Annotated in this window: 26 protein-coding genes and 1 pseudogene; 21 read left to right on the top strand and 6 right to left on the bottom strand. The window is 65.7% G+C overall.

The window, feature by feature from the left end; all coding sequences use genetic code 11:
• Positions 1–20: 20 nt before the first annotated feature.
• From CH283_RS15010 to hisI, 7 genes are read left to right on the top strand one after another with little or no spacing between them, the layout of a single operon-like run.
• Positions 21–1,139 (top strand): MFS transporter, encoded by a 1,119-nt coding sequence (locus CH283_RS15010; protein WP_094640388.1) that lies wholly within the window; start codon positions 21–23, stop codon positions 1,137–1,139.
• A complete protein-coding gene (gene hisH, locus CH283_RS15005; protein WP_094640094.1) occupies positions 1,136–1,765 on the top strand; it encodes an imidazole glycerol phosphate synthase subunit HisH in 630 nt (209 codons plus the stop codon). The genes CH283_RS15010 and hisH overlap by 4 nt, the downstream gene beginning before the upstream one ends.
• Complete coding sequence (locus tag CH283_RS15000; protein ID WP_094640093.1) at positions 1,762–1,968, top strand: hypothetical protein; 207 nt, start codon at positions 1,762–1,764, stop codon at positions 1,966–1,968. Before hisH ends, CH283_RS15000 begins: the two co-directional genes overlap by 4 nt.
• A 56-nt stretch (positions 1,969–2,024) precedes the next feature.
• A complete protein-coding gene (gene priA, locus CH283_RS14995; RefSeq protein WP_008715867.1) occupies positions 2,025–2,759 on the top strand; it encodes a bifunctional 1-(5-phosphoribosyl)-5-((5-phosphoribosylamino)methylideneamino)imidazole-4-carboxamide isomerase/phosphoribosylanthranilate isomerase PriA in 735 nt (244 codons plus the stop codon).
• Between the two features lie 7 nt (positions 2,760–2,766).
• Positions 2,767–3,597 carry an inositol monophosphatase family protein gene (locus CH283_RS14990; protein ID WP_094640092.1) on the top strand — a complete coding sequence of 277 codons (831 nt, stop codon included), beginning with the start codon at positions 2,767–2,769 and terminating at the stop codon, positions 3,595–3,597.
• The gene (gene hisF, locus CH283_RS14985) at positions 3,594–4,367 is read left to right on the top strand and encodes an imidazole glycerol phosphate synthase subunit HisF (protein ID WP_068052619.1); all 774 of its coding nucleotides are present in this window, start codon (positions 3,594–3,596) and stop codon (positions 4,365–4,367) included. Before CH283_RS14990 ends, hisF begins: the two co-directional genes overlap by 4 nt.
• A gap of 15 nt (positions 4,368–4,382) precedes the next feature.
• On the top strand, positions 4,383–4,736 hold the full coding sequence (hisI, locus tag CH283_RS14980) for a phosphoribosyl-AMP cyclohydrolase (RefSeq protein ID WP_068052616.1): 354 nt from the start codon (positions 4,383–4,385) through the stop codon (positions 4,734–4,736).
• Here the strand turns inward: hisI and CH283_RS14975 are convergent.
• Together CH283_RS14975 and CH283_RS14970 are read right to left on the bottom strand one after the other, a co-directional pair.
• Positions 4,727–5,233, bottom strand: coding sequence for a MarR family winged helix-turn-helix transcriptional regulator (locus tag CH283_RS14975; RefSeq protein WP_068052632.1), 507 nt, complete (start codon positions 5,231–5,233; stop codon positions 4,727–4,729). The two genes, hisI and CH283_RS14975, sit on opposite strands and share 10 nt — an antisense overlap.
• 88 nt (positions 5,234–5,321) lie before the next feature.
• Positions 5,322–5,783 (bottom strand): peroxiredoxin, encoded by a 462-nt coding sequence (locus CH283_RS14970; RefSeq protein WP_068052614.1) that lies wholly within the window; start codon positions 5,781–5,783, stop codon positions 5,322–5,324.
• Between the two features lie 56 nt (positions 5,784–5,839).
• On the opposite strand from CH283_RS14970, the gene CH283_RS14965 reads away from it, so the two are divergent.
• From CH283_RS14965 to CH283_RS14910, 12 genes and pseudogenes are all read left to right on the top strand, one after another.
• Positions 5,840–7,408 (top strand): anthranilate synthase component I, encoded by a 1,569-nt coding sequence (locus CH283_RS14965; RefSeq protein ID WP_094640091.1) that lies wholly within the window; start codon positions 5,840–5,842, stop codon positions 7,406–7,408.
• Complete coding sequence (locus tag CH283_RS14960) at positions 7,405–8,070, top strand: TIGR02234 family membrane protein (protein ID WP_094640090.1); 666 nt, start codon at positions 7,405–7,407, stop codon at positions 8,068–8,070. Before CH283_RS14965 ends, CH283_RS14960 begins: the two co-directional genes overlap by 4 nt.
• A 79-nt stretch (positions 8,071–8,149) precedes the next feature.
• A complete protein-coding gene (trpC, locus tag CH283_RS14955) occupies positions 8,150–8,959 on the top strand; it encodes an indole-3-glycerol phosphate synthase TrpC (RefSeq protein WP_037192691.1) in 810 nt (269 codons plus the stop codon).
• A 108-nt stretch (positions 8,960–9,067) separates the two neighbouring features.
• On the top strand, positions 9,068–10,339 hold the full coding sequence (gene trpB / locus CH283_RS14950; protein WP_094640387.1) for a tryptophan synthase subunit beta: 1,272 nt from the start codon (positions 9,068–9,070) through the stop codon (positions 10,337–10,339).
• Entirely contained in the window at positions 10,336–11,139 is an 804-nt protein-coding gene (gene trpA, locus CH283_RS14945) for a tryptophan synthase subunit alpha (RefSeq protein WP_068052599.1), read from the top strand. The genes trpB and trpA overlap by 4 nt, the downstream gene beginning before the upstream one ends.
• The gene (gene lgt, locus CH283_RS14940; protein WP_068052596.1) at positions 11,136–12,155 is read left to right on the top strand and encodes a prolipoprotein diacylglyceryl transferase; all 1,020 of its coding nucleotides are present in this window, start codon (positions 11,136–11,138) and stop codon (positions 12,153–12,155) included. Before trpA ends, lgt begins: the two co-directional genes overlap by 4 nt.
• Complete coding sequence (locus CH283_RS14935) at positions 12,148–13,047, top strand: TM2 domain-containing protein (protein ID WP_094640089.1); 900 nt, start codon at positions 12,148–12,150, stop codon at positions 13,045–13,047. The genes lgt and CH283_RS14935 overlap by 8 nt, the downstream gene beginning before the upstream one ends.
• A 140-nt stretch (positions 13,048–13,187) precedes the next feature.
• Positions 13,188–13,682: pseudogene (locus CH283_RS14930) on the top strand (TM2 domain-containing protein); the annotation flags it as partial.
• A 266-nt stretch (positions 13,683–13,948) separates the two neighbouring features.
• Positions 13,949–18,532 carry a glutamate synthase large subunit gene (gltB, locus tag CH283_RS14925; protein WP_094640385.1) on the top strand — a complete coding sequence of 1,528 codons (4,584 nt, stop codon included), beginning with the start codon at positions 13,949–13,951 and terminating at the stop codon, positions 18,530–18,532.
• Complete coding sequence (locus CH283_RS14920; protein ID WP_094640088.1) at positions 18,525–20,030, top strand: glutamate synthase subunit beta; 1,506 nt, start codon at positions 18,525–18,527, stop codon at positions 20,028–20,030. The genes gltB and CH283_RS14920 overlap by 8 nt, the downstream gene beginning before the upstream one ends.
• A gap of 122 nt (positions 20,031–20,152) precedes the next feature.
• Complete coding sequence (gene pyk / locus CH283_RS14915) at positions 20,153–21,571, top strand: pyruvate kinase (RefSeq protein WP_082073683.1); 1,419 nt, start codon at positions 20,153–20,155, stop codon at positions 21,569–21,571.
• 105 nt (positions 21,572–21,676) lie between these two features.
• Complete coding sequence (locus CH283_RS14910; protein ID WP_231893833.1) at positions 21,677–22,501, top strand: acyl-CoA thioesterase; 825 nt, start codon at positions 21,677–21,679, stop codon at positions 22,499–22,501.
• On the opposite strand, the gene CH283_RS14905 is transcribed toward CH283_RS14910, so the two are convergent.
• Positions 22,467–22,985: a DNA-deoxyinosine glycosylase gene (locus CH283_RS14905; protein WP_094640087.1), complete on the bottom strand. Its 519-nt coding sequence runs from the start codon at positions 22,983–22,985 to the stop codon at positions 22,467–22,469. The genes CH283_RS14910 and CH283_RS14905 overlap by 35 nt on opposite strands.
• Positions 22,986–23,042: 57 nt before the next feature.
• On the opposite strand from CH283_RS14905, the gene CH283_RS14900 reads away from it, so the two are divergent.
• Positions 23,043–23,246 carry a hypothetical protein gene (locus CH283_RS14900; RefSeq protein ID WP_141215240.1) on the top strand — a complete coding sequence of 68 codons (204 nt, stop codon included), beginning with the start codon at positions 23,043–23,045 and terminating at the stop codon, positions 23,244–23,246.
• Here CH283_RS14900 and CH283_RS14895 read toward each other — a convergent pair.
• Entirely contained in the window at positions 23,222–23,713 is a 492-nt protein-coding gene (locus CH283_RS14895; protein ID WP_094640384.1) for an anthrone oxygenase family protein, read from the bottom strand. The genes CH283_RS14900 and CH283_RS14895 overlap by 25 nt on opposite strands.
• Positions 23,714–23,731: 18 nt before the next feature.
• Here CH283_RS14895 and CH283_RS14890 point away from each other — a divergent pair, with 18 nt between their 5' ends.
• Positions 23,732–24,826: an AraC family transcriptional regulator gene (locus CH283_RS14890; protein WP_255183227.1), complete on the top strand. Its 1,095-nt coding sequence runs from the start codon at positions 23,732–23,734 to the stop codon at positions 24,824–24,826.
• Here the strand turns inward: CH283_RS14890 and CH283_RS14885 are convergent.
• Together CH283_RS14885 and CH283_RS28315 are read right to left on the bottom strand one after the other, a co-directional pair.
• A complete protein-coding gene (locus CH283_RS14885) occupies positions 24,811–25,542 on the bottom strand; it encodes an AAA family ATPase (protein ID WP_094640084.1) in 732 nt (243 codons plus the stop codon). The genes CH283_RS14890 and CH283_RS14885 overlap by 16 nt on opposite strands.
• A gap of 3 nt (positions 25,543–25,545) precedes the next feature.
• Positions 25,546–25,722 carry a hypothetical protein gene (locus CH283_RS28315; protein ID WP_176460260.1) on the bottom strand — a complete coding sequence of 59 codons (177 nt, stop codon included), beginning with the start codon at positions 25,720–25,722 and terminating at the stop codon, positions 25,546–25,548.
• Positions 25,723–25,751: the final 29 nt, after the last annotated feature.

Here is a 25,751-nt window from a genome sequence, read left to right as displayed (position 1 = left end):
TCCGCGGTCTTCCGGCCGCGATGGCCATGGGTGCGGCGTCGTTCGGTGGCTGGGGACTGCTGCTTCCGGTGGTCCCCCTCGCGGTGTCCCAGTCGGGGGCATCGGATGCAGTGGCGGCTGCCAGCACCGCGATCTTCATGGCCACGACGGTGATCACTCAACTGTTCGTGCCGAGCATGCTGATGAAGGTCGGCCACCGCGCGGTTCTCGCGGCCGGATGCTTGCTCCTCGGGTTACCCGCGCTGCTGTTCATCGTCTCCGTCGAGGCCGCACCGGCGCTGGCGGTGTCCGCCCTGCGGGGCACCGGGTTCGGAATGTTGACGGTCGCCGGTGCCGCCATCGTCGCCGAGCTCGCTCCGACCGCGTTGCTCGGCCGGGCAACGGGCGCGCAGGGCATCGCCGTCGCCTTGTCTCAGATGGTCACGCTGCCACTGGGTCTGGTGATTTTCGCGGCGAGTCCGACGGCCGTGTTCGTCATCGGTGCTCTGGTGCCCGCAGCCGGCCTGATCGGAGTGGCGCTGTTGCCGCCGACCCGGCCCGCACCGCAGCCGCCGAGGATCGAGCGGGTTCGCCTCGACGTACGTCAATTCCTGGTGCCGTGTCTCGTCGTGGCCTCGGTGTCCGCGGCATACGGGGGAATCACCAGTCTGTTGCCGATCGCCGAATCGAACCGAGCCGCGATGATCGGACTCGCACTGGCCGTCGTCAGCGCCGCGATGCTCGTCGGACGATACGTCGCAGGGTCGGTGGCGGATCGAATCGGTATCGGACGCTCCGTGTTTCCGGCTCTGGTGTCGGCGGCGATCGGCATCGCTCTCTTCGCAATCGCCGCGCTCGGCAACATGCCAGCGGCGCTGTTCTTCGTCGCAGCCGTCCTGTTCGGAATCGGGTACGGCGCATGCCAGAACGACAGTCTCGTGATGGCGTTCGACGCAGCCGGCCCCGCCCGGTACAGCAGCGCGAGCGCCGTCTGGAACATCAGCTTCGACGCGGGGACCGGGGCGGGCGCACTCGCCCTCGGCGTCCTGGCGACCAGTGTGGGGTACACCGCTGGATTCACCGCCGCCGCTGCCACGGTGGTCGTCGTCGCGGCGGTGGCGCTCATCGCGAGACCACGCCCCGATAGACTTTCCACATGACTTCTGTGGTGTTGCTCGATTACGGCTCGGGCAATCTGCACTCGGCGAAGAGGGCTCTCGCCCGGGTCGGTGCCGATGTGACCGTGACCTCGGACTTCGACGAGGCTCTGAACGCAGAAGCGCTGGTCGTTCCCGGTGTCGGTGCGTTCGCCGCCTGCATGGAAGGCCTGTTGGCGGTGAAGGGCGACCGCATCATCGGCCGCCGCCTGGCCGGCGGACGTCCCGTGCTCGGCATCTGCGTCGGAATGCAGATCCTGTTCGACCGCGGCGTCGAGTTCGGTGTCGAGGCGAACGGTTGCGGGGAGTGGCCGGGAACGGTGGAGCGTTTGCAGGCCGAGGTGCTGCCCCACATGGGGTGGAACACCGTCGAGGCACCGGAGAAGAGCGTGCTGTTCGACGGCATCGATCCCGAGACCCGGTTCTACTTCGTCCATTCCTACGGCGCGCAGCAGTGGGAGCTCGAACCCAGCGACACCATCGCTGCCCCGTTGCTCACCTGGGCCGATCACGGCGGTCGGTTTCTCGCTGCAGTTGAGAACGGTGCGCTCTCGGCCACTCAGTTCCACCCGGAGAAGTCCGGTGACGCCGGGGCCGCGCTGCTGGAGAACTGGGTCCGATCGGTGTGAGCGAGCGCGAGTTCTCACTCGGGCGCTTGGCCTTTCGAGCACTCGGTGCGGCCGTGATCGTGCTCGTCCTCGCGACGGCACTGATCGCGGTGCTGCAGCCGAGCGCCGGGGTGGGTCTGGTCATCGCGTTGGCCGGTGTGGTCGGCGCGATCGCGGCCATGGGTGTGGTGTCCACCCGCATGACGCGCAAAGAACTCCGGTAGCACCACAGTCGACCCGTTTTGAGTTCACACACGCTCGGCCCGTAGCATAACCGCACGTGAGCCTGGTCTTATTGCCTGCTGTCGATGTCGCAGGCGGCGAAGCTGTCCGTCTCGTTCAAGGAGAAGCAGGAAGCGAAACGAAGTACGGGTCGCCTCGCGACGCCGCACTCGCGTGGCAGAACGACGGTGCGGAGTGGGTCCACCTCGTCGATCTCGACGCTGCGTTCGGCCGCGGATCCAACCGCGAGCTGCTGGCGTCGGTCGTCGGCGAGCTCGACGTCAAGGTGGAGCTGTCCGGCGGAATTCGTGACGACGAGTCGCTGCGCGCGGCGCTGGCGACCGGTTGCGCGCGAGTCAATCTCGGCACCGCAGCCCTCGAAGATCCGCAGTGGTGCTCCCGCGCGATCGGCGAGTTCGGTGATCGTGTCGCCGTCGGTCTGGACGTGCTCATCGTCGACGGAGCGCCGCGGTTGCGCGGTCGCGGTTGGGTGAGCGACGGCGGCGACCTCTGGGAGGTTCTCGAGCGGCTCGAGCGCGACGGGTGCTCGCGCTACGTCGTCACCGACGTCACCAAGGACGGCACGTTGACCGGACCCAACCTGGAACTGCTCGCCGATGTGTGTGCCAAGACCGACAAGCCGGTCATCGCGTCGGGTGGCGTGTCCACGATTGCAGACCTGGAGGCGATCGCCGGACTCGTCGACCGCGGGGTGGAGGGATCCATCGTCGGAAAGGCGCTGTACGCCGGACGTTTCACGCTCCCGGACGCCCTCGCCGCGGTGTCTCGGTAACGCAGGAATGACCGTTCCAGAGGACCCGACTCGTCTGCTCGAGATCGCCGGCGGTCTGCTCGACGGCATCCACGATCGGTTCGTCGCCGGCGTCGGCGCACCGAGCGCGGTGCAGAAGGGCCCCGACGACTTCGCCACGGCGGTGGACCTGGAACTCGAGCGGCGGCTCGGTGCGGAATTGTACGAGGCCACCGGAATCGCCGTTCACGGTGAGGAGTTCGGGGGACCGGACCTGAACTCGGGACTCGTCTGGGTGCTGGACCCGATCGACGGGACCTTCAACTACTCGTCGGGATTACCCTCGGCCGGAACGTTGTTGGCGTTGCTCGACGACGGCGAGCCGGTGCTCGGGCTCACCTGGCTGCCGTTGGTGGATCAGCGTTTCGGCGCTGTGGCAGGCGGGCCCCTGCTGCTCAACGGTGTCGCCCTCCCGGCGCTGAAGCCGAAAGCGTTGCGCGAGTCCATGATCGGGTTCGGTGCGTTCAACGTCGCCAGCCGCGGTTCGCTGCCGGGCCGGTTCCGATTCCGCATTCTCGAAGAGTTGTCGATGCATTCCTCGCGACTGCGGATGCACGGTGCCACCGGAGTCGATCTGGCGTACACGGCCAGCGGAGTACTCGGCGGCGCAGTCGTCTTCGGTCACCGTGCCTGGGACAACGCGGCCGGTGCGCTGCTGGTACGCGCAGCAGGCGGAATCGTGACCGACCTCGCGGGTGAACCCTGGACCGTCGACTCTGCATCGGTCCTGGCAGCCGGGCCAGGAGTGCACGAAGAATTGCTGAAGGTGATCACCGAACTCGGTGATCCCGTCGACTATCTGGAAGGACCGGTGCGATGAGCGTCGCGGTCAGAGTGATTCCGTGCCTCGACGTCGACGCCGGACGGGTCGTCAAGGGAGTCAACTTCGAAAACCTCCGTGACGCAGGCGATCCCGTGGAGCTCGCGGCCGCCTACGACGCGCAGGGTGCCGACGAACTGACCTTCCTCGACGTCACCGCGTCGACCTCGGACAGGGGCACGATGCTCGACGTCGTCAGCCGCACCGCCGAGCAGGTCTTCATCCCGCTCACCGTCGGCGGGGGAGTGCGCACCGTCGCCGATGTGGATCGGCTGTTGCGAGCCGGTGCGGACAAGGTCAGCGTCAACACCGCTGCGATCGCCCGACCGGAGTTGTTGCGCGAGCTCAGCGAACGGTTCGGCTCACAGTGCATCGTGCTCTCGGTCGATGCCCGAACCGTCCCTCAGGGGCAGCAGGACACCCCGTCGGGCTGGGAAGTAACCACGCACGGCGGCAAACGCGGCACCGGCATCGACGCCGTCGAATGGGCAGTACGCGGTGCAGAACTGGGCGTCGGGGAGATCCTGCTCAATTCGATGGACGCCGACGGAACGAAGGCTGGATTCGATCTGCCGATGATCGCCGCCGTTCGGTCTGCGGTGCACGTGCCGGTGATCGCCAGCGGTGGAGCCGGTAGCGTCGAGCACTTCTCGCCGGCAGTGCACGCCGGAGCGGACGCCGTTCTTGCCGCGAGTGTCTTCCACTTCGGCGATCTCACCATCGGCCAGGTCAAAGATGCGATGCGCGCCGAGCACATCGTCGTTCGATAGCGAAGAGGATTTTCGATGACACTCGACCCGACGCTGTCCGCGCGGCTCAAGCGCAACGAGGCCGGGCTGTTCAGCGCTGTCGTGCAGGAAAGATCCACCGGTCAGGTACTCATGGTTGCCTGGATGGACGACGAGGCACTCGCTCGAACCCTCGACACCCGTAAGGGCACTTACTACTCGCGGTCCAGGCAGCAGTACTGGGTCAAGGGTGAGACGTCGGGTCACACGCAGTACGTGCACGAGGTTCGACTCGACTGCGACGGTGACACCGTGCTGCTGGTCGTCGATCAGGTCGGCGCGGCATGCCACACCGGCACACATACCTGCTTCGACGCCGACGTCCTGTTGGGCCCCGATACTCAGGCGTGACCGGTTCCCGCTGCTATTCCCTTGTCCAACTGAGCCAGCAGAGTCGAACTCAGGGTCCCGAGCTGCTCGACCTCCGCGTCGGACAGACCCTCGAACACCAGCGACTGCACCGTGCCGACGTGCCCGGGTGCCGATTCCACGACCTTGGCCATACCTGCGTCGGTCAGCACCGCATAGGATCCCCGGCTGCCCGGGATGCTCTCGCGCTCGACCCACCCGGCCTTCTCGAGCTTCGTCACCACGTGTGACAGGCGCGAGAGCGACGCATTCGCGTACTCGGCCAGATCGCGGAGTTGGATCCGCCGCTGGGGATTCTCGCTGACCGTCGCGAGGACGAAGTAGTCGAAGTGGGTCAGCTGCGAATCGCGCTGCAGCTGAGCGTCCAACGCTGCCGGCAACCGAGTGACCAGCGCGACGAGTGATCGCCAGGCCTCCTGTTGACTCTCGGTGAGCCAACGGGGATCCACCGTGTGTTGCGGTGTCGCCGACGTGTTCATCGCGGGGAACCTCTCGATCGAGTTGGTTGTCGCCTGCACATGATGCCTCGAGGTTCCCCCCACCCGAGGCATCGCGTCGGACAGTGCTCTAGCTGCGATGTGCTCGCAGGTACTCCAGAGCCTTGTCCGCATGGGCTTCGAACCGTACTTCGCTCGAGAAGGTCTCGAGGACCTTCCGGTCGGTGCCGATCACGAACGTCGCGCGTTTGACCGGGGAGAGCTTTGCCAGCAGACCGCGCTTGACGCCGAATGCGGTGGCGACACTGCCGTCCTCGTCGGAGAGCAGCGGGTAGTCGAAGGACTTGGCGGCGGCGAACTCTGCTTGCTTGGCGACAGCATCGGCGCTGATGCCGACGCGGGTTGCTCCGACCTCGGCGAACTCCGATGCCAAGTCCCGGAAGTGGCACGCCTCGGCGGTGCAACCGGGAGTGAAGGCCGCGGGGTAGAAGAACAGCACGATCGGACCGTTCGCCAGCAATTCGGTCAGTGTTCGGGTCTTTCCGGTCTGGTCCGGCAGGGAAAAATCGGGAACGAGCTCGCCTGGTTTCATGCTCGGCAGGTTACCGCGAGCACCGACCTTCCTGCCGCACCTGGGAGGATGGAGAAATGCACGGCGAGACGACCACCGACACCTGCCCCACTCCCGATACCGAGAACTCGGACTCGACCACCTCACGTGAGGTGTTCCGGCATCTCGCCGCAGAGCACCGCGTGGTGCCCGTGACGCGAAAGGTGCTCGCCGACTCCGAGACTCCACTGTCTGCATACCGCAAGCTCGGTGCCGACCGACCCGGAACCTTCTTGCTCGAATCCGCGCAGAACGGCAGCTCGTGGTCCAGGTGGTCGTTCATCGGTGCAGGCGCTCCGGCGTCGCTCACGGTCATCGACGGTGAGGCCGCGTGGCGCGGCAACGTCCCCGCGGGCGTGCCGAGCGGCGGCGATCCTCTCGAGGTGCTGGCGCGGATATTGGAGCTGCTGCACTCGGAGCGGCTGCCCGGTCTACCCCCGTTGACCGGAGGCATGGTGGGTTATCTCGGATACGACTCGGTGCGGCGCATAGAGAAACTGCCCGAGCACGCGCAGGACGACCTCGGTGTCCCGGAAATGGTCATGCTGCTCGCCACCGATCTCGCGGCCGTCGACCATCACGAAGGCGCGATCACCCTGATCGCGAACGCCGTGAACTGGAACGGCACCGACGATCACGTCGACGAGGCGTACGACGACGCCGTGCGTCGTCTCGATCGCATGTGTGCGGACCTGTCGAAGCCCGCTGCCTCCACCGTCTCCACCGTGTCCAGGCCTGCGCCGCAGTTCCGCCGGCAGCGCACGTCCGAGGGCTTCGGAGCCGATGTCGCTCGCCTGGTCGAGGAGATCGAAGCAGGGGAGGCGTTCCAGGTGGTGCTCTCCCAGCGTTTCGAGATGGACACCGAGGCGTCACCCCTCGACGTCTACCGAATGCTGCGGGCCTCCAATCCCAGCCCGTACATGTATCTGATGCACGTACCGGGCGAGAACGACGAGACGGCGTTCTCCATCGTCGGATCGAGCCCCGAGGCATTGGTGACGGTGGTCGACGGTCTTGCCACCACACATCCGATCGCGGGTACGCGTTGGCGCGGAACCTCTGAGGAAGAGGACGTGCTGCTCGAGAAGGACCTGCTCGCCGACGAGAAGGAGAACGCCGAACACCTGATGCTCGTCGATCTGGGCCGCAACGATCTCGGACGCGTCTGCGCTCCCGGCACCGTTCGCGTGAGCGACTACCGCCACATCGAGCGATACAGCCACGTCATGCATCTGGTGTCGACGGTCACCGGACGGTTGTCCGAGGGCAAGCGCGCCCTGGACGCGGTCAAGGCCTGCTTCCCGGCAGGCACCCTCTCCGGGGCCCCGAAGGTGCGCGCGATGGAACTGATCGACGAGCTGGAGCCGACTCGACGCGGAATCTACGGCGGCATCGTGGGCTACCTCGATTTCGCGGGGGACGCCGACACGGCCATCTCGATTCGCACCGCTCTGATCAAGGACGGCACGGCCTACGTTCAGGCCGGGGCAGGCGTCGTGGCCGACTCGGTTGCGGAGTACGAGGACGACGAGGCACGGAACAAGGCGATGGCGGTGCTGGGAGCCGTCGCGGCAGCGGAATCGCTCCGTGAGGTCGGCGGCCGATGACCGAGCGATCCGGTCGCCGCGGGTCGGCCGCTCTTCCCGTCGCGCTTCTGGTCGTTGCAGCGGCGTGCCTGTGGGGCGCGTCGAGAATGACCTGGGTTCGGGTGACGTCGTTCGACGGCCTCGGTGAGAGCCGGACGGACGAGCTGCTCGGCAGCACCTGGGCTGCTGCCACGACGCCGCTCGCGCTGGTGCTGGTGGCAGCGATCGCCGCGTCGTTCGCCGTGCGAGGGTGGGCCTCTCGGGTGCTGGCCCTGTTGATCGCCGTGGTAGCCGTGGCGGCCGCGATTCCGGCAGTTCGACTGCTCACTGCCGGGGCTTCGGATTCCGAATCCGCGGCGCTGGCTGAGCTTCCTGCACGCGCCCAGGTCTCGATGACGGACGTCTCGATTCTGCCGGCGATCGTCACCCTCGTCGGTGCTGTCTGCGCCTTCGCTGCTGCTGTGGTGTCGATTCGGAAAACGTTTGCCCCGCAGGTACTCTCGTCCAAGTACGACGCCCCGGCGGTGCGTCGCGACGAGGTCGCTCGGCGCGCGCGCACCACGGCATCCGGTGCCGGCGCGGCGGACGAGGGAGAGGACCTCACCGAACGCATGATGTGGGACGCGCTCGACGCAGGCGAAGACCCTACCGACGAGTCCGGTACCCGGCGTTCGTCGGATTGAAACGGACCTCTACGCTAGGTCCGACCCCGATGAGATTCCTCACATCGGACGTCGACGCTCAGAAAGGACTGGGGGCACCATGACTGTTCTCGACTCGATTCTCGACGGTGTGCGAGCCGACGTGGCCGCGCGTGAATCGGTGGTCGATTTCGCCGCCGTGAAAGCAGCAGCGAAAGCAGCCCCGGCCCCCCTCGACGCGGCAGCTGCCCTCCGTGAGGACGGCATCGGCGTCATCGCCGAAGTGAAGCGGGCGAGCCCGTCCAAGGGCGCGTTGGCAGACATCGGTGATCCGGCTGTTCTCGCCCGCGCGTACGAGCAGGGCGGCGCTCGCATCATCAGCGTTCTCACCGAGGAGCGTCGGTTCCACGGTTCACTCGCAGACCTCGACGCGGTCCGGGCCGCCGTCTCGATTCCCGTGCTGCGCAAGGACTTCATCGTCGGTCCGTACCAGATCCACGAGGCTCGGGCCCACGGTGCCGATGTCATCTTGCTGATCGTCGCGGCACTGGAACAGGATGCGTTGACCTCGTTGCTCGACCGCACCGAGTCGCTGGGGATGACTGCGCTCGTCGAGGTGCACACCGAGGCCGAAGCGGATCGCGCCCTCGAAGCCGGTGCCAGCGTCATCGGTATCAACGCCCGCAATCTGAAGACGCTCGAGATCGATCGTGACAGCTTCGGCCGTATCGCGCCCGGGTTGCCCAGCGAGATCATCCGTATCGCGGAGTCCGGGGTGCGGGGCACTGCAGATCTGCTCGCCTACGCCGGTGCCGGTGCCGACGCGGTACTCGTCGGCGAGGGCTTGGTTACGGCAGGGGATCCACGCACGGCCGTCTCGGACCTGGTGACGGCGGGAACGCATCCCTCGTGCCCCAAGCCCGCACGCTGACCCGAGCGCGGCTGCGGTCCGCCGTTGGGGCACACTGGACCGGTGAGCACCAGCAATTCTTCTTCCACCACGGACGCCCCGCAGGCAGTCCGTTTCAAGGGCGCTGATCTGCCGCAGAGCAGCATCGGCCTCACCGATCGCAGCGCGCACGAGCCCGATGTGGGTGGCCACTTCGGCGTCTACGGCGGCAGATTCGTGCCCGAGGCTCTGATGGGTGTGATCGAGGAAGTCACCGCCGAGTACGAGAAGGTGCGCAGCGACAACGAGTTCCTCGCTGAACTCGACCGACTGCAGCGCGATTACACCGGTCGCCCGTCACCGGTCTTCGAGGCGACACGGCTGTCCGAGCACGCAGGCGGCGCTCGTATTCTTCTCAAGCGAGAAGACCTCAACCACACCGGTTCTCACAAGATCAACAACGTTCTCGGCCAGGTTTTGCTCGCCAAGCGGATGGGCAAGACTCGTGTCATCGCGGAGACAGGTGCCGGTCAACACGGCGTCGCGACCGCCACGGCCTGTGCGCTGATGGGTCTCGACTGCGTCGTCTACATGGGCGAGGTCGACACCGAGCGCCAGGCCCTCAACGTCGCCCGAATGCGTTTGCTCGGGTCGGAAGTCGTAGCAGTGAAGTCCGGTTCACGCACTCTCAAGGACGCGATCAACGAGGCGCTGCGCGACTGGGTCACCCACGCGGACAACACGTACTACTGCTTCGGCACTGTCGCCGGGCCGCACCCGTTCCCGGTCATGGTGCGCGACTTCCAGCGCATCATCGGCCTCGAAGCGCGGCAGCAGGTGCTCGCGTCCACGGGCAGGCTGCCCGACGCCATCGCTGCCTGCGTCGGCGGTGGCTCCAACGCGATCGGCATCTTCCACGCCTTCATCGACGACGCCGACGTTCGACTGATCGGTTTCGAGGCGGCAGGTGACGGCGTCGAGACGGGTCGCCACGCCGCGACCATCAGCGGTGGAACCCCGGGAGCGCTGCACGGTGCCTACTCGTATCTGCTGCAGGACGAGGACGGTCAGACCGTCGACTCCCACTCCATCTCGGCGGGGTTGGACTACCCGGGCGTCGGTCCGGAGCATTCGTACCTGCACGACATCGGGCGCGCCGAGTACCGCGGCATCACCGATACCGAGGCGATGAACGCCTTCAAGCTGCTGTGCCGCACCGAAGGCATCATTCCGGCCATCGAGTCCTCGCATGCCATCGCCGGTGCATTGACACTCGGCAGGGAGTTGGGTGAAGGCGCGATCATCCTGGTCAACCTCTCCGGGCGTGGCGACAAGGATGTCGACACCGCGGCCGAGTGGTTCGGGCTGATCGACGGAGGCGGCGAAGCGAACGTGGACGACGAAGTGGGGATCAAGCCATGAGCAACAACGACTCTCGCCTCTCGGGGACCTTCGCGCAGTGCCGTGCCGAAGGGCGCGCAGCACTCGTCGGATACCTACCCGCGGGTTTTCCGACCGTGCCGCGCTCGGTCGAGGTGTTCAAGACCATGGTCGACGCCGGATGCGACATCGTCGAGGTGGGCATTCCGTATTCCGATCCGGTGATGGACGGCCCCACGATTCAGGCTGCAGCCGACGTTGCGCTGCGAGCCGGTGCTCGGGTCAAGGACGTGTTCGCCGTGACCGAGCAGGTCTCTGCCGCGGGCGGAAAAGCGGTTGTCATGACCTACTGGAACCTGGTGCTCAAGTACGGCATCGAGAACTTCGCGCGGGATCTCGCAGGCGCTGGTGGGCTCGGAATCATCACTCCGGATCTCATTCCCGACGAGGCGCAGGAATGGATCGAGGTCTCGAACCGCTACGAACTCGACCGAATCTTCCTCGTCGCTCCGTCGTCGACCGAGGAGCGGCTCGTCAGCACCGTCGAAGCAAGTAGCGGCTTCGTCTACGCGGCCTCGACTATGGGCGTCACCGGAGCCCGCGACGCGGTGTCCTCGATGGCCCCCGCGCTCTCGGCGCGCATTCGTGAGCACTCCGACATCCCGATCGGTGTCGGCCTCGGTGTCCGTTCCGGCGCGCAGGCTGCCGAGATCGCCCGGTATGCCGACGCCGTGATCGTCGGTTCGGCATTGGTCAGTGCCGTGGACAAGGGACTCGACGCCGTGCGCGACCTGACGACGGAACTCGCCGAGGGTGTCCGTTCCGCTAACGTAGCGTCGTGACTTCGACCGCGATCCTGGCCTACATTCCCAGTCCGCCGCAGGGGGTGTGGCACGTCGGACCGTTGGCTCTGCGGGCCTACGCCCTGTTCATCATCATCGGCATCGTCGTTTCCGTGGTGTGGGGTGATCGACGCTGGGTGGCCCGAGGCGGAACCAAGGGTACAGTCCTCGACGTCGCAGTCTGGGCCGTCCCGTTCGGGCTGCTGGGCGGGCGTCTGTACCACGTCGCAACCGACTGGAAGACCTACTTCGGTCCCGGCGGAAACCCGATCGAAGCGCTGTACGTCTGGAACGGCGGATTGGGAATCTGGGGAGCGGTGTTCCTCGGCGGCGTCGGTGCCTGGATCGCCTGCCGTCGACGCGGAATTCCGTTGCCGGCATTCGGTGACGCTGTCGGCCCACCGATTCTTCTCGCCCAGGCGATCGGCCGCATCGGTAACTACTTCAACCAGGAACTGTACGGCCGTGCCACCACTCAGCCGTGGGGTCTGGAGATCTACGAGCGGGTCGACGCCAACGGACGGCTCGATCCACTCAACGGAGTCTCGACCGGTTTCGTGGAAAAAGTGGTGCATCCGACGTTCCTGTACGAGCTGTTGTGGAGCGTCGCGGTCGTCGTCCTTCTGGTTCTCGTGGACCGCAAGTACACGATCGGCCACGGTCGACTGTTCGCGCTGTACGTTGCCGGATACTGCGCGGGGCGGTTCTGGGTGGAACTCATGCGCGACGACTTCGCCACGACGATCGCCGGTATCCGCATCAACACTTTCACCTCCGCCATCATCTTCGTTCTGGCGGTCGCGTACTTCGTGATCGCCACCAAGGGCCGAGAAGAACCGGCAACGCTGAGGTCGAACGACGACGAGGATCGCGAGGTCTCCGAGGTCACCTCGTCGGATGCGACAGACTCGCGCCCGACGCCGGTCGACGACACCACGGACGCGGGCACCGCCGACGTGCAGCCCGCTGGGACGTCCGACAAGAAAGCCGAGGAAGAAGGCAGTACGCGTGGTTGATTTCGACAAGACCCCTGGACCCGAGCCCGAGCCGGGTTCCGGCACTGCCGATTCCAGCGACAACGCGACCGAGCGGACCGCATCGTTCGGCACGCCGTTCGACTACGACGCCACTGCCGAAGCGTCGCTCTCGGAGCCTCCTGGAACCTCGGAGTCCGCGCCCTCGCACGGTCCGACCGGCCCCACGGGTCCGGGGTGGGACACGTACTCGGGTATCGGAAACGGGCCGGGTTGGTCCAGCACACCGAGCTACCCGGCGCCGAGTCCGGACGGCAGTACCGACAATCCGCTGGGTGGATTTCCGCCACCCCCCGGCTACCAGCAGCAGGGTTACGGTCAACAGGGTTACGGCCAGCAGGGTTACGGCCAGCAGGGTTACGGTCAGCAGGGGTATCCGCAACAGGGGTACGGCCTGCCACAGAATGTCGGTCAGCAGGGGTATCAACAGCAGGGTTACTCACAGCCGGGTTATCAACAGCAGGGCTACCCACAGCAGGGGTACGGCCAGCAGGGTTTCCCGCAACAGAGCTACGGCCAGCAGGGCTATGGCGTACATCCTGGCTACCAGGGCGGACCCGGGTTCGGTGTAGGCCCCGATGCGCCGTACGGGCGTGATCCGATGACCGGCGAGCCGCTGTCGGACAAGTCCAAGATCGTCGGCGGCCTGTTGCAGATATTTCTCGGCTGGTTGGGTGTCGGTCGCTTCTATCTCGGCAGTATCGGGATCGGTGTCGCCCAGCTGCTCCTGTTCTTCTTCGGGGTGCTGCTCACGGCAGTGTTCGGCCTCGGACTGATCGTGTTGTTCGGGCTGTTCGTCTGGCACCTCGTCGACGGCGTGCTGATACTGGTGGGCAATGTGACGGACCCTCAGGGGCGAAAACTGAGAGACTGAGCCCTTGTTCGCACCGCATCCGCACAAGGGAGCCCGACGTGAGTGACTCAGGTAAATGGCCGTCCAACGGTTCGCCGGAAGACGGATCCGGTTCGACGGAGCCGACGATCTCGTTCGAGAAGAACACCCCTACAGGGCCGGGTCCCGTCTACGGCGCACCCGATCCCAAGTACAGCACTCCGACCTACGGCACTCCCGGCGTCGACGAGCAGGGGCAGTTCGGGCCTCCACCCGGCACCGGTTACCCACCGCCATCCGAGGGGTCCGGCCAGTACGGCGCTCCCCAGTACGACGGCCCCCAGTACGGCGGCCCACAGTACGGCGCTCCCCAATACGGTGGTCCCCAGTACCCAGGCGGGCCCGGATACATGGACCCGATGGCTCCGTACGGTCGGCACCCGGTCACCGGTGAGCCGTTCTCGGACAAGCAGAAGCTGACGGCAGGTCTGCTCGGCATCCTGTTGGGCGCGTTCGGAGCAGGTCGCTTCTATCTCAACCAGCCGGGCATCGCGGTGGCGCAGATAGCCGTCACGTGGCTCACCTGCGGTATCGGCGGAATCTGGCCGTTGATCGACGGCATATTGATGCTCACCGGCAGCGTGCGTGATCAGCACGGTCGACCGTTGCGCGACTGACGATCGCATTCGTCACAGCCGACATTCGCGATTGCATCGATGCGAATGCCAGCTGCTACGATTTCGCCATCCGGGAGAGATCCCGGATTCTTTCGCGGGCCAGAGCTGTCCCGGTGAATTCCCGATAGGCAGTTCAATTCGGCTCATCCGACCGTTTCGGTCGACTCGAGCCGACCAGCCGACGGGGTTGCCGAGACTTCCGATGCAGGGTCGAAGACACTGCACCGCCTGCACGCACCCCACCGGCCTACGTGGAGGTGATCGTGGTGCTGTTTTCTCGGATGCCTGCGGAGCAAGGTCTGTACGACCCGAGCTCGGAGAAGGATTCCTGTGGCGTGGCGATGATCGCCGACATCGCGGGTCGCCGCTCCCACGCGATCGTCGCCGACGGGGTTCTGGCGCTGGAGAACCTGGAACATCGCGGAGCTGCCGGTGCCGAGCCCAACAGCGGTGACGGCGCGGGCATTCTGATTCAGCTCCCTGTCGAACTCCTCGACTCCCTCGCGCCGTTCGACCTGCCCGCGCCCGGAGCCGACGGTGACAACACGTTCGCGGCCGGAGTGTGTTTTCTGCCGCAGGGCATCCGTGAGCGGGCCATCGCCGTCGAGCGCGTCGAATCCGTTGCGGCCGAGGAAGGTCTGGACATCCTGGGTTGGGTTCCGGTCGAGGTCGATCCCGATCGAGCCGATGTGGGCCTCACCGCCCTCGGCTGCATGCCGTACATGAGCTACCTCTACGTCACCGCTCCCGAGGTCGACGGCACGCGTCCGGCCGGTCTCGCTCTCGACCGTCTCGTCTACGGATTGCGCAAGCGTTCCGAGCGGGTCACCCCCGAGATCGAGGCCGAGGGGTCGGGACTGTTCTTTCCGTCGTTGTCCTCGCGCACCATCGTCTACAAGGGCATGCTCACCACGATGCAGCTGCCGCTGTACTTTCCGGAACTGCGTAACCCGTTGTGCACGAGCGCCATTGCCATCGTGCACAGTCGCTTCTCGACCAACACGTTCCCGTCGTGGCCGCTGGCGCACCCGCATCGCTACGTCGCCCACAACGGCGAGATCAACACCGTCAAGGGCAACCGAAACCGGATGCGGGCTCGCGAAGCGTTGCTGTCGAGTGACCTGATTCCCGGGGACCTGGAGCGCTTGTTCCCGATCTGCAACCCCGATGCCTCGGACTCGGTGTCGCTGGACGAGGTGCTCGAACTACTGCACCTCGGCGGACGCAGCGTGCCGCACGTGGTGATGATGATGGTGCCCGAGCCGTGGGAGAACCACCGCACGATGGATCCGCGTGTCAGGGCGTTCTACCAGTTCCACTCGTCGATGATGGAGGCCTGGGACGGTCCGGCCTGCGTGACGTTCACCGACGGCAGTTATGTCGGAGCTGTGCTGGACCGCAACGGCCTTCGCCCCGGCCGCTGGTGGCAGACGGCGGACGGCCGTGTGATCCTCGCCAGTGAAGCAGGCGTGCTGGACGTGCCCCAATCCGAGGTCGTCGCCAAAGGTCGCCTCGAGCCAGGAAAGATGTTCCTGATCGACACCGTCGCCGGACGTCTCGTGCCGGACGAGGAGATCAAACTCCAACTGGCAACCGAACATCCGTACCAGGAGTGGCTGCACGCCGGCCTGCTCGAGATCAAGAGCCTGCCCGAGCGGGCTCACATCCAGTACAACCACGACTCGGTGGTGCGCAGGCAGGTCGCCTTCGGCTACACCGAGGAAGACCTCCGCGTCGTGCTGACGCCGATGGCCGCATCCGGGGGCGAGCCGCTCGGATCGATGGGTACCGATACCCCGGCCGCGGTGATGTCACAGCGGTCGCGTCAGCTCTACGACTACTTCATCGAACTGTTCGCACAGGTCACCAACCCGCCGCTGGACTCGATCCGCGAGGAGATCGTGACCTCGCTCGCGCGGGTGATGGGTCCGGAACAGAACCTGCTCGAGCCCACTGCGGCGTCGTGCAGGCAGATCGTGTTGCCGTGGCCGGTGCTCGACAACGACGAGCTCAACAAGATCATCCACATCAACGACGACGGAGACCATCCGGGACTGTCGGCCACGGTGTTGCGTGGGCTGTACGAGGTGGAGCGCGGCGGCGAAGGCCTTGCCGAGGCCATCGAGGAGTTGCGGGCCCGGGCATCGGAAGCGATCGCTGCGGGCTACACCACGCTGATCATCTCCGATCGCGATTCGGATCACACTCGGGCCCCGATCCCGTCGCTGCTGGCCACCTCGGCGGTGCACCATCACCTGGTTCGCACCAAGGAGCGCACCAAGATCGCGCTCGTCGTCGAATCCGGTGACGCGCGCGAGGTGCACCATCTGGCGCTGCTCATCGGCTTCGGTGCCGCAGCCGTCAATCCGTATCTGGCGATGGAATCGATCGAGGATCTGGTCGGCGAGGGCGAACTGACCGGAGTCGAACCGACGATCGCGGTACGGAACTATCTGTACGGTCTCGGCAAGGGCGTACTCAAGGTGATGTCGAAGATGGGCATCTCGACCGTCGGGTCCTACACCGGCGCACAGGTTTTCGAGGCCGTCGGTCTCGATCGCGAGGTGGTGCGCGAGTACTTCAAGGGCACGGTCAGCAAGCTCGGCGGCGTCGGCCTCGACGTGCTCGCCGAGGAGGTCAAGCTGCGCCACCGCAGGGCGTACCCCGAGAATCCGACCGACCGCGTCCATCGCCGGCTGGAAATCGGCGGCGAATACCAGTTCCGACGCGAGGGTGAGCTGCACCTGTTCACCCCTGAGACGGTGTTCCTGCTGCAGCACGCCACGCGCACCGGTCGATACGACGTGTTCCAGAAGTACACCGACGAGGTGGACCGGCTCGCTCGCGAGGGCGGTGCGCTGCGCGGTCTGTTCGAGTTCAAGGACGGTGTCCGGCCGCCGGTTCCGCTCGACGAGGTCGAATCGGTCGAGTCGATCGTCACCCGGTTCAACACCGGCGCGATGAGCTACGGATCCATCTCCGCCGAGGCGCACGAGACTATGGCCGTCGCGATGAACAATCTCGGCGGACGGTCCAACTCGGGGGAGGGCGGCGAGGACGTCGACCGGCTCTACGATCCGACGCGACGCAGTGCCGTCAAGCAGGTCGCCAGCGGTCGGTTCGGTGTCACCAGCGACTATCTGGTCAACGCCACGGACATTCAGATCAAGATGGCGCAGGGTGCCAAGCCGGGCGAGGGCGGTCAGCTGCCCGGGTACAAGGTGTATCCATGGGTGGCCAAGACCCGACACTCGACGCCGGGTGTCGGCCTCATCTCGCCGCCCCCGCACCACGACATCTACTCGATCGAGGATCTCGCGCAGCTGATCCACGATCTGAAGAACGCCAACGAGAAGGCGCGCGTGCACGTCAAGCTCGTCAGTTCCGTCGGCGTCGGCACGGTGGCGACGGGGGTGAGCAAGGCACACGCCGACGTCGTTCTCATCTCCGGATACGACGGCGGAACCGGTGCTGCGCCGTTGACCTCTCTCAAGCATGCAGGCGCTCCGTGGGAGATCGGCCTCGCCGACGCCCAGCAGACGCTGGTGCTCAACGGCCTGCGTGATCGCATCACCGTGCAGTGCGACGGCGGCATGCGCACCGGACGCGACGTCATCGTTGCGGCATTGCTCGGCGCAGAGGAGTTCGGGTTCTCGACGGCCCCGCTGATCGTGGCGGGCTGCATCATGATGCGCGTCTGCCACCTGGACACCTGCCCGGTCGGTGTCGCCACCCAGAACCCGGAGCTGCGCAAGAGGTTCACCGGCAAGCCCGAGTTCCTCGAGGACTTCTTCAAGTTCATCGCCGAGGACGTGCGAAAGTACCTTGCGCAGCTCGGTTTCCGGAGTATCGACGAGGCGGTCGGTCACGCCGACGTGCTCGAGACGGCAGCCGGAGTGGCGCACTGGAAGAGCAAGGGACTCGATCTGACCCCGATCTTCGCGATGCCCGTCGACCGCCACGGTGCCCCGATGACGCAGCGTCGACGCCTCCGCGCGCAGGACCACGGTCTCGATCTCGCGCTGGACCGGACTCTGATCCAGTTGGCAGAGGGAGCTTTGGAGGATGCGCATCCGGTCAAGCTCGAGCTGCCGGTACGCAACGTCAATCGCACCGTCGGAACGCTGCTGGGGTCCGAGGTCACCCGGCGCTACGGCGCGGCCGGGTTGCCGGACGACACCATTCGCATCGCGTTCACCGGATCGGCCGGTCAGTCTCTCGGGGCTTTCCTGCCGCCGGGTATCACCATCGATCTGGTCGGTGACGCGAACGACTATGTCGGTAAGGGATTGTCGGGCGGCCGAATAGTCGTGCGCCCTGCCGACGACGCACCGTTCGTCGCAGAGGACAACGTGATCGCAGGAAACACGATTCTCTACGGTGCCACCTCGGGTGAGGTGTACCTGCGCGGCAAGGCAGGGGAGCGGTTCGCGGTCCGTAACTCGGGAGCCGTCGCGGTGAACGAGGGCGTGGGCGACCACGCGTTCGAGTACATGACCGGCGGTCGGGTCGTGGTGCTCGGGCCGACCGGTCGCAACATGGCTGCAGGTATGTCCGGCGGCATCGCGTACGTCCTCGGTCTCGATCCGGCGGACGTGAACATGGCGATGGTCGAACTGCAGGTGCCCAACCCGGACGATCTGGTGTGGCTGCGCGAGACCGTCGAGAATCACCGCCGGTGGACCGGTTCCACCGTCGCGACCTCGCTGCTGGCCGACTGGCCCCGCCGGTCTGCGTTGTTCACCAAAGTCATGCCCGTCGACTACCAGCGAGTGCTGGAGGCGACAAGAATGGCGCGTGCCGAAGGGCGCGACGTCGATGCTGCGATCATGGAGGCTGCACGTGGCTGATCCACAGGGATTTCTGAAAGTCGTCAAGCGTGAGGCTGCCAAGCGTCCGATCGGCGAGCGCGTCAAGGACTGGAACGAGGTGTACTCGCACCAGCCGACGAGCGAGCGTGCCGCCGAGGTCTCCGATCAGGCGCGTCGCTGCATGGACTGCGGTATTCCGTTCTGCCACTCGGGTACTGCAGGTTGCCCGCTGGGAAATCTGATCCCCGAATGGAACGACCTGGTGCGCCGCGGCCGCTGGGATGCGGCCAGCGACCGACTGCACGCGACCAACAATTTTCCGGAGTTCACCGGGCGGGTCTGCCCGGCCCCGTGTGAATCGGCATGTGTGCTGTCGATCTCCGAGGCGGCCACCGGCGGAAGCGTGACGATCAAGCGGGTCGAGCAGACCATCGCGGACCTGGCCTGGGAAGACGGCAGCATCGTTCCGCAGCCGCCGACGATCACCACCGGCAAGCGGGTCGCCGTCGTCGGATCCGGCCCTGCGGGATTGGCTGCAGCGCAACAGCTCACACGCGCCGGGCACGACGTCACCGTGTACGAGCGGGACGATCGTCTCGGCGGTCTGCTGCGCTACGGCATCCCCGAGTTCAAGCTCGAGAAGTCCGTGCTGGATCAGCGCCTCATGCAGATGCGGGCCGAGGGAACGCACTTCGTCACCGACTGCGAGGTCGGGATCGACTTCACCGTCGAGCAACTGCGTGAATCCTTCGACGCAGTCGTTCTCGCAGTCGGAGCTCTGCGGGCTCGTGACAACGCCGAGGTCATCGGTCGCGAACTCGACGGCATCCACCTGGCCATGGAGCATCTGGTGCCGTCGAACAAGGAATGCGAGGGCGACGGTCCCACCTCGATCTCCGCTGCGGACAAGCACGTGGTCATCATCGGCGGCGGCGACACCGGAGCCGACTGCCTGGGAACGGCCCACCGCCAAGGTGCTGCGTCGGTCACTCAGCTCGATTACAACCCCGCTCTGCCCGGGGCTCGCGACGACAGTCTCTCGCCGTGGCCGTCGTGGCCGCTGGTGCTGCGCACCTCACCCGCGCACGCCGAGGGTGGCGTCGTGCGTCATCAGGTCGCGGTGCAGCGATTCCTCGGTGACGAGCGCGGGCACGTTCGTGCGATGGTGCTCGCCGAGGTGGAGGTGCAGCGCGACGCGGACGGTCGACGCATCGTCACACCCATCGGGGAGGAGATCGAATTGCCCTGTGATCTGGCGTTGTTCGCGATCGGTTTCGAAGGTGTCGAGCACGGTCCGCTGCTCGACGAGTACGGCCTGGCGCTGACCAAGCGGGGTGCGCTCTCGTGTGGTCCCGACTGGCAGACCACGGCACCGGGCGTGTTCGTGTGCGGGGATGCGCATCGCGGTGCGTCGTTGGTCGTGTGGGCGATCGCGGAGGGTCGATCCGCGGCTCACGGAGTCGATGCTTTCCTCACCGGACACTCGGAATTGCCGTCGCCCGTACACCCGACCGCACTGCCCCTGGCGGTCGTGTGACCCCCGTCTCTGAACCGGTACAGACTGTCCCAGCAGCGGGATAGTGCGGCTACCCGTCGGTAGTGTTCGGGTGGATGCGTCTGCGATAGAGAACGCGGCGTCCAGCGGCTAGGCTCGCCTTCGTGAGCCGACGTACGAAGATTGTCTGCACCCTTGGACCCGCAACCGCAACCACAGAGCGCATCCGCGAACTCGTCGAGAGTGGAATGGATGTCGCACGACTGAACTTCAGCCATGGTGATCACCCCGATCATCAGGCCAACTATGAGAGGGTCCGCGCAGCATCGGACGCCACCGGCAAAGCCGTGGGTATCTTGGCCGACCTGCAGGGACCGAAGATTCGTCTCGGCCGATTCGCCGAGGGTTCGACCACCTGGGCGGCCGGTGAGCTGATCCGCATCACCGTCGAGGAGTGCGAGGGCACCCACGACCGAGTGTCGACCACGTACAAGGAGCTGGCCCAGGACGCCAAGGAAGGCGACCGCCTCCTCGTCGACGACGGCAAGGTCGGCCTCGTGGTCACCGGCGTCGAAGGCAACGACGTACTGTGCCGTGTCACCGAAGGTGGACCGGTCAGCAACAACAAGGGCGTGTCCCTGCCGGGCATGGATGTGTCCGTCCCCGCCATGAGCGAGAAGGACATCGCCGACCTCGAGTTCGCCCTTGCCCTCGGTGTCGACTTCATCGCGCTCTCGTTCGTCCGTTCTCCCGCGGACGTCGAACTCGTCCACGCCGTGATGGACCGCGTGGGCCGTCGAGTTCCCGTCATCGCCAAGCTCGAGAAGCCCGAGGCCGTCGACAATCTCGAAGCCATCGTGCTCGCATTCGACGCGATCATGGTCGCCCGCGGTGACCTCGGCGTCGAGTTGCCCCTCGAGCAGGTACCTCTGGTGCAGAAGCGCGCCATCCAGATCGCCCGCGCCAACGCCAAGCCCGTCATCGTCGCGACCCAGATGCTCGAATCGATGATCGAGAACTCCCGCCCGACGCGCGCCGAGGCGTCCGACGTCGCCAACGCAGTGCTCGACGGTACCGACGCGGTCATGCTCTCCGGTGAGACCTCGGTCGGTAAGTACGTGATGGAAACCGTGCGGACGATGGCTCGCATCGTCGAGACGGTCGAGACCGAGGGCGACAGTGTTCCTCCGCTGACGCACGTCCCGCGCACCAAGCGTGGCGTCATCTCCTACGCCGCCCGCGACATCGGTGAGCGCCTGGACGCGAAGGCACTCGTTGCGTTCACCCAGTCGGGTGACACCGTTCGACGGTTGGCTCGTCTGCACACCAAGCTTCCGTTGCTCGCCTTCACCTCCATCTCCGAAGTGCGCAGCCAGCTGTCGCTGAGCTGGGGAACCGAGACGTTCCTGGTCCCCGATGTCGGCTCGACGGACGCGATGGTCAAAGAGGTCGACAAGGCGCTCCTCGAACTCGGTCGGTACAACAAGGGCGATCAGGTCGTGATCGTGGCCGGTGCCCCTCCCGGCACAGTAGGCTCGACCAACTTGATCCATGTGCACCGAATCGGAGAAGAGGACCGGTAAGTGGTCGAAGCGGGGGGAACCGGCGTCAGCGAAAGCGCGCCGAGCAGTACAGCTGTACGCAGGACAGATCTCGAGACGCTCCTCGATCTCCTCGCACTCGAGGAGATCGAGGAGGACGTGTTCCTCGGGGTTCACCCCGAGCAGGTGGGCAGTCGAACGTTCGGGGGGCAGCTCGTTGCTCAGGGCCTGATCGCGGCGGGCCGGACCGTATCCGGTACGTCGCGGGACGTGCACGCGATCAACGCGCACTTCATTCGCGGGGGTGACGTCAAGAAGCCCATCGAGTACCGGGTCTCGCGACAGCGCGACGGCCGAGCCTTCGCCAACCGGCAGGTCACCGCCGTACAGGACGGCAACGAGCTGTTCGTCATGCTCGCGGCCTTCCAGGATTTCGGTAAGGGCCTCGAGCACAGCGTCGAGGTTCCCGAGGTTCCGTATCCCGACGCACTGCCTCCGCTCGGCGATCATTTCGTCGGGTACGAGGACCGTCTGCAGATGTTCGTCGACGCCCTCAAGCCGATCGACATGCGTTACGCGAACGATCCCGCGTGGATCATGCACGGCACCGGGGAGAAGCTCAATCACAATCGCGTGTGGATGAAGGCCGACGGGGATCTGCCCGACGCGTCGATCTTCCACGCCGCGACCATGGGCTACGCGTCGGACACCACCGTGCTCGATTCGATCATCACCACCCACGGCCTGTCGTGGGGACTCGACCGCATCGTTGCGGCGACCGTGAATCACTCCATCTGGTTTCACCGGCCGTTCCGGTTCGACGAATGGGCTCTCTACGCCACCGAATCCCCGGTCGCGGCCGGCTCGCGCGGACTGGCCACCGGCCGCTTCTTCTCGATGGACGGGCAGCTGCTCGCCACCGTCGTTCAGGAAGGTCTCATCCGGCACTTCCCGAAACGGGTCCGCGACTGAGTGCGTCGGTCCATATTCGCGTCTTCGCCTGCAGATCGAGTGCTGCGTGCGCCGGACTGGTCGACGGCAGTCGTTCGAATCCCACCTGGGGCGTTGCCGATTTCACGTACCGCCGGTAGGTCTCGGCGGCCTTGGCTCCGTTGAAGAACACCCGGTCGATGCCGGGATTCTCGGCGAACAATTGCTCGAAATCGTTGGTCTCGATGGACGATTCGACGATCGCCGAATCCAGGCTTCCTTCACGCGTGCACAGCTTCAGCACGTCCCATATCGCGACGCCCTGGCTGCGCAGACGCTCGGTGCGCGCATCGTAGGGAAGTTCGGGGCCTGCACCGAACAGCGTTCCCATGATCGGCCAGAACGCATTTCGTGGGTGCGCGTAGTACTGCTGCGCGGCCAGCGACGCGACGCCGGGCATCGAGCCCAGAATCAAGGTGTTCGCGCCGCGGCCGAGAATCGGTGCGAAGCTGTGCACGACGTTCATTGCGTGATTACAGCAAATCCCCGCGGGGGCACCGGACAGGGGACCACAATGGAGGTCATGCTGGATCCACGTGTACTCGACAACAACGAACTCGAAGCCGAACTTGCTGCATTGCGCCGGGGTCGTGACGCCTCGATGGACGAGGGCGCACGCGATGTGTCCACGGCAGACACCGACCACCTCATCGCGCGGTTCGAGGAAGAAATCCGTAAGCGACACCAGGACTCGGTGTCCGATCAGCCCAGCGCCGATCTGCCCTGACCGAGGATCAGAACGGCGCAGGCCGCAGTCGCGGCCACTGTTCTGACGGTGTTCCATCGCGTCCACTTCTCGGTGAAGTTCTGCCACACCTGGGCACCGGCAGCACTGCCGGGATCCACCCCGGCCAACGCGTCGTTGAGGGGGACGTTCGCAACGGCCGTGATCGCGACGCATCCGAGAACGTAGAGAGCGGCTCCGCTCACGACCAGCACCGGTGAACCCCGACCGGTCGATACGGCGAGAATCGCTGCGAGAGTGCACGATACGGCTGTCCCGACGAACAGTGCCAGGAACAGTGGGTTCAGAATCGCAGCATTGAATCTCTGCATGGCGGCGATCGCGTCGGGTACCGGCAGTGTTGCCAGGCCGGGGAGCACGCTGATGGAGAAGGCGAGCAGCACTCCGGCAACGAGCCCACATCCGACGGCGGCAACGGCGGTGGCGACTGCGAGCATTCGATCCAACACGGTGATTCCCTCCAGTAGGTGAGCGTTCAGTTGTCCACCCTCGTCCCGAGAGGCTGGATGAGCAATGCGCACACAGCCGCGTTCGATGTCCGATCGTCCATTTCGTGGGACGATCGGTGCATGCGCGGCGCAGATCCCTGGAAGTCGTCCGACCCCCTGGGTGAAGCGCTGCACTTTCTACGGATGACCGGATCGTTCTACGTGCGCTCCGAGATGAGCGGATCCTGGGGTCTCGCATTGCCCGCCATGGAGGATGCGCTGTGGTTTCACACGGTCGTCGACGGCAGTTGCGCATTGTCGGTTCCCGGCGAGCCGACGCGTGAGCTGATCCCCGGCGATTTCGCGTTGGTGCCGCACGGGCGAGGGCACGTGCTCACCGCAGCCGGCGACGCATCGGTTCAGGCGACGAGCGTTCACGATCTCCCGCACGAGTACATCAGCGATCGCTACGCGGTGCTCACTCACGACGCGGGCGGTGCCGGCCGTGCTGCGACTCTCGTGTGCGGGGCGGTGCGGCTGGATCATCCTGCAGCGCAGAAGCTCGTTCGCCTGTTGCCCGCGCTGGTGGTGGTCGACGCTGATCCGGGCCCGAGGCAATCGAGGATGCAGAACGTACTGGCTATGGTCGCGGACGAGGCGCGTGTGCTCGAGCCCGGGGGAGAAGCGGTGATCACCCGGCTGTCCGACATTCTGGTGATCCATGCGCTGCGGTCGTGGATCGCGAATACGCCAGGTGCGCAGTCGGGTTGGCTCGGTGCATTGCAGGACGATCGGATCGGAACGGCGTTGGCGCTGATCCATCGACACCCGCACGAGCGGTGGACCGTTGCGGGTCTGGCATCGAGGGTGAACATGTCTCGCTCTGCGTTCTCGGCACGTTTCACCGAGCTGGTCGGTGATTCCGTGATGAGCTATCTCGCGACGTGGCGGATGCAGGTCGCGTACGGCACGTTGCGATCCGAGGACGTGGTGATGGCCGAAGTGGCCCGGCGCAGTGGGTATCTGTCGGAGGCTGCGTTCGGGAAGGCGTTCAAGCGCGCCACGGGCGTCTCGCCGGGAAGTGTGCGTCGCCGTCGTGAGGTGCCGATGGCCGACGGTCAGTCGAGCAGGTGACGGAGATAGCTGTTCGGGTCGTCGAGGTAGCGGCGCCAGTGCTGTACCAATTCGAGTTCGTCCCAAGTGCTTCGGCGTAGACCGTGTTCGCCTACTTCGACGATGTCCGCACCGGGCGTCGACGCCAGAATCGGTGAGTGGGTGGCGCAGACGATCTGCGCGCCGTCATCGCCCAGCTCGGACATCAGTGCAACGAGCTGCAGGCTCGCGGTGAACGACAGGGCCGATTCGGGCTCGTCCAGAACGTAGAAACCGGGTTCGTCCAACATTGCACCGAACATGGTCAGGAACCCTTCACCGTGGCTCATCTCGGCGGTGTTCTCGTCCCAGAAACCCGGCACGCCGCCGAGGTTCTCGGCCATGTCGAACGCGGTCTCGGCGCGCAGGAAGAAGCCGCGCTTGTTCAGTCGTGGGCCACGAAGCATTCGAGAACCTCGTGGCGTGGTCTCGAGTTCGAGTACCTCTCCGAGCGCGCTGGTCACCTCGTCGATTCGACGCGACTGCTGCGCCGCGCGACCGCCGCGGGCATCGATTCCGAATCCCTCGGCTATTGCTTCGACGAGAGTCGATTTACCGGAACCGTTGTCTCCGACCAGAATTGTGACCGGTGCCAGGAATTCGAGTCCCTCGCGAGCGAGGTCGGCGACAGCAGGCACGGTGAAGGGCCAGTCCGATCCGACATCGTCGGCATGGACGTACGCGCGTTCTACGAACATGGTTCAGGCAGTGACCAGGCGGTCGACGTAACCGGTCTCGTGAGTGGAATCGGCGCTGCAGGTGTAGAAGACCCACTGGGCGGACCGGTCCGCCGAATCCCCGAAACGATGGTCGACCTTCGCTGCGCACAAATTTCCCGCGCTGGTGTCGTGGCAACGAAGACTGCTGGGTATGTACATCACTCCACTGTAGGCGCGATCACGAGCGG

The organism is Rhodococcus sp. 05-2254-2 (assembly GCF_002259095.1).
Taxonomy (GTDB): domain Bacteria; phylum Actinomycetota; class Actinomycetes; order Mycobacteriales; family Mycobacteriaceae; genus Rhodococcoides.
Note: the sequence above shows the minus strand (reverse complement) of the source record. Positions and strands in the feature narration are given on the sequence as shown.

Coding starts and splice junctions, on each gene's coding strand:
- CH283_RS14975 (WP_068052632.1), bottom strand. CDS start 5,233: ATGAACACGTCGGCGACACCGCAACACACGGTGGATCCCCGTTGGCTC.
- hisI (WP_068052616.1), top strand. CDS start 4,383: ATGACACTCGACCCGACGCTGTCCGCGCGGCTCAAGCGCAACGAGGCC.
- CH283_RS14960 (WP_094640090.1), top strand. CDS start 7,405: ATGACCGAGCGATCCGGTCGCCGCGGGTCGGCCGCTCTTCCCGTCGCG.
- hisH (WP_094640094.1), top strand. CDS start 1,136: ATGACTTCTGTGGTGTTGCTCGATTACGGCTCGGGCAATCTGCACTCG.
- hisF (WP_068052619.1), top strand. CDS start 3,594: ATGAGCGTCGCGGTCAGAGTGATTCCGTGCCTCGACGTCGACGCCGGA.
- CH283_RS14965 (WP_094640091.1), top strand. CDS start 5,840: ATGCACGGCGAGACGACCACCGACACCTGCCCCACTCCCGATACCGAG.
- CH283_RS15010 (WP_094640388.1), top strand. CDS start 21: ATGGCCATGGGTGCGGCGTCGTTCGGTGGCTGGGGACTGCTGCTTCCG.
- CH283_RS14990 (WP_094640092.1), top strand. CDS start 2,767: ATGACCGTTCCAGAGGACCCGACTCGTCTGCTCGAGATCGCCGGCGGT.
- CH283_RS14900 (WP_141215240.1), top strand. CDS start 23,043: ATGCTGGATCCACGTGTACTCGACAACAACGAACTCGAAGCCGAACTT.
- CH283_RS14905 (WP_094640087.1), bottom strand. CDS start 22,985: ATGAACGTCGTGCACAGCTTCGCACCGATTCTCGGCCGCGGCGCGAAC.
- CH283_RS28315 (WP_176460260.1), bottom strand. CDS start 25,722: ATGTACATACCCAGCAGTCTTCGTTGCCACGACACCAGCGCGGGAAAT.
- trpC (WP_037192691.1), top strand. CDS start 8,150: ATGACTGTTCTCGACTCGATTCTCGACGGTGTGCGAGCCGACGTGGCC.
- CH283_RS14885 (WP_094640084.1), bottom strand. CDS start 25,542: ATGTTCGTAGAACGCGCGTACGTCCATGCCGACGATGTCGGATCGGAC.
- trpA (WP_068052599.1), top strand. CDS start 10,336: ATGAGCAACAACGACTCTCGCCTCTCGGGGACCTTCGCGCAGTGCCGT.
- CH283_RS14970 (WP_068052614.1), bottom strand. CDS start 5,783: ATGAAACCAGGCGAGCTCGTTCCCGATTTTTCCCTGCCGGACCAGACC.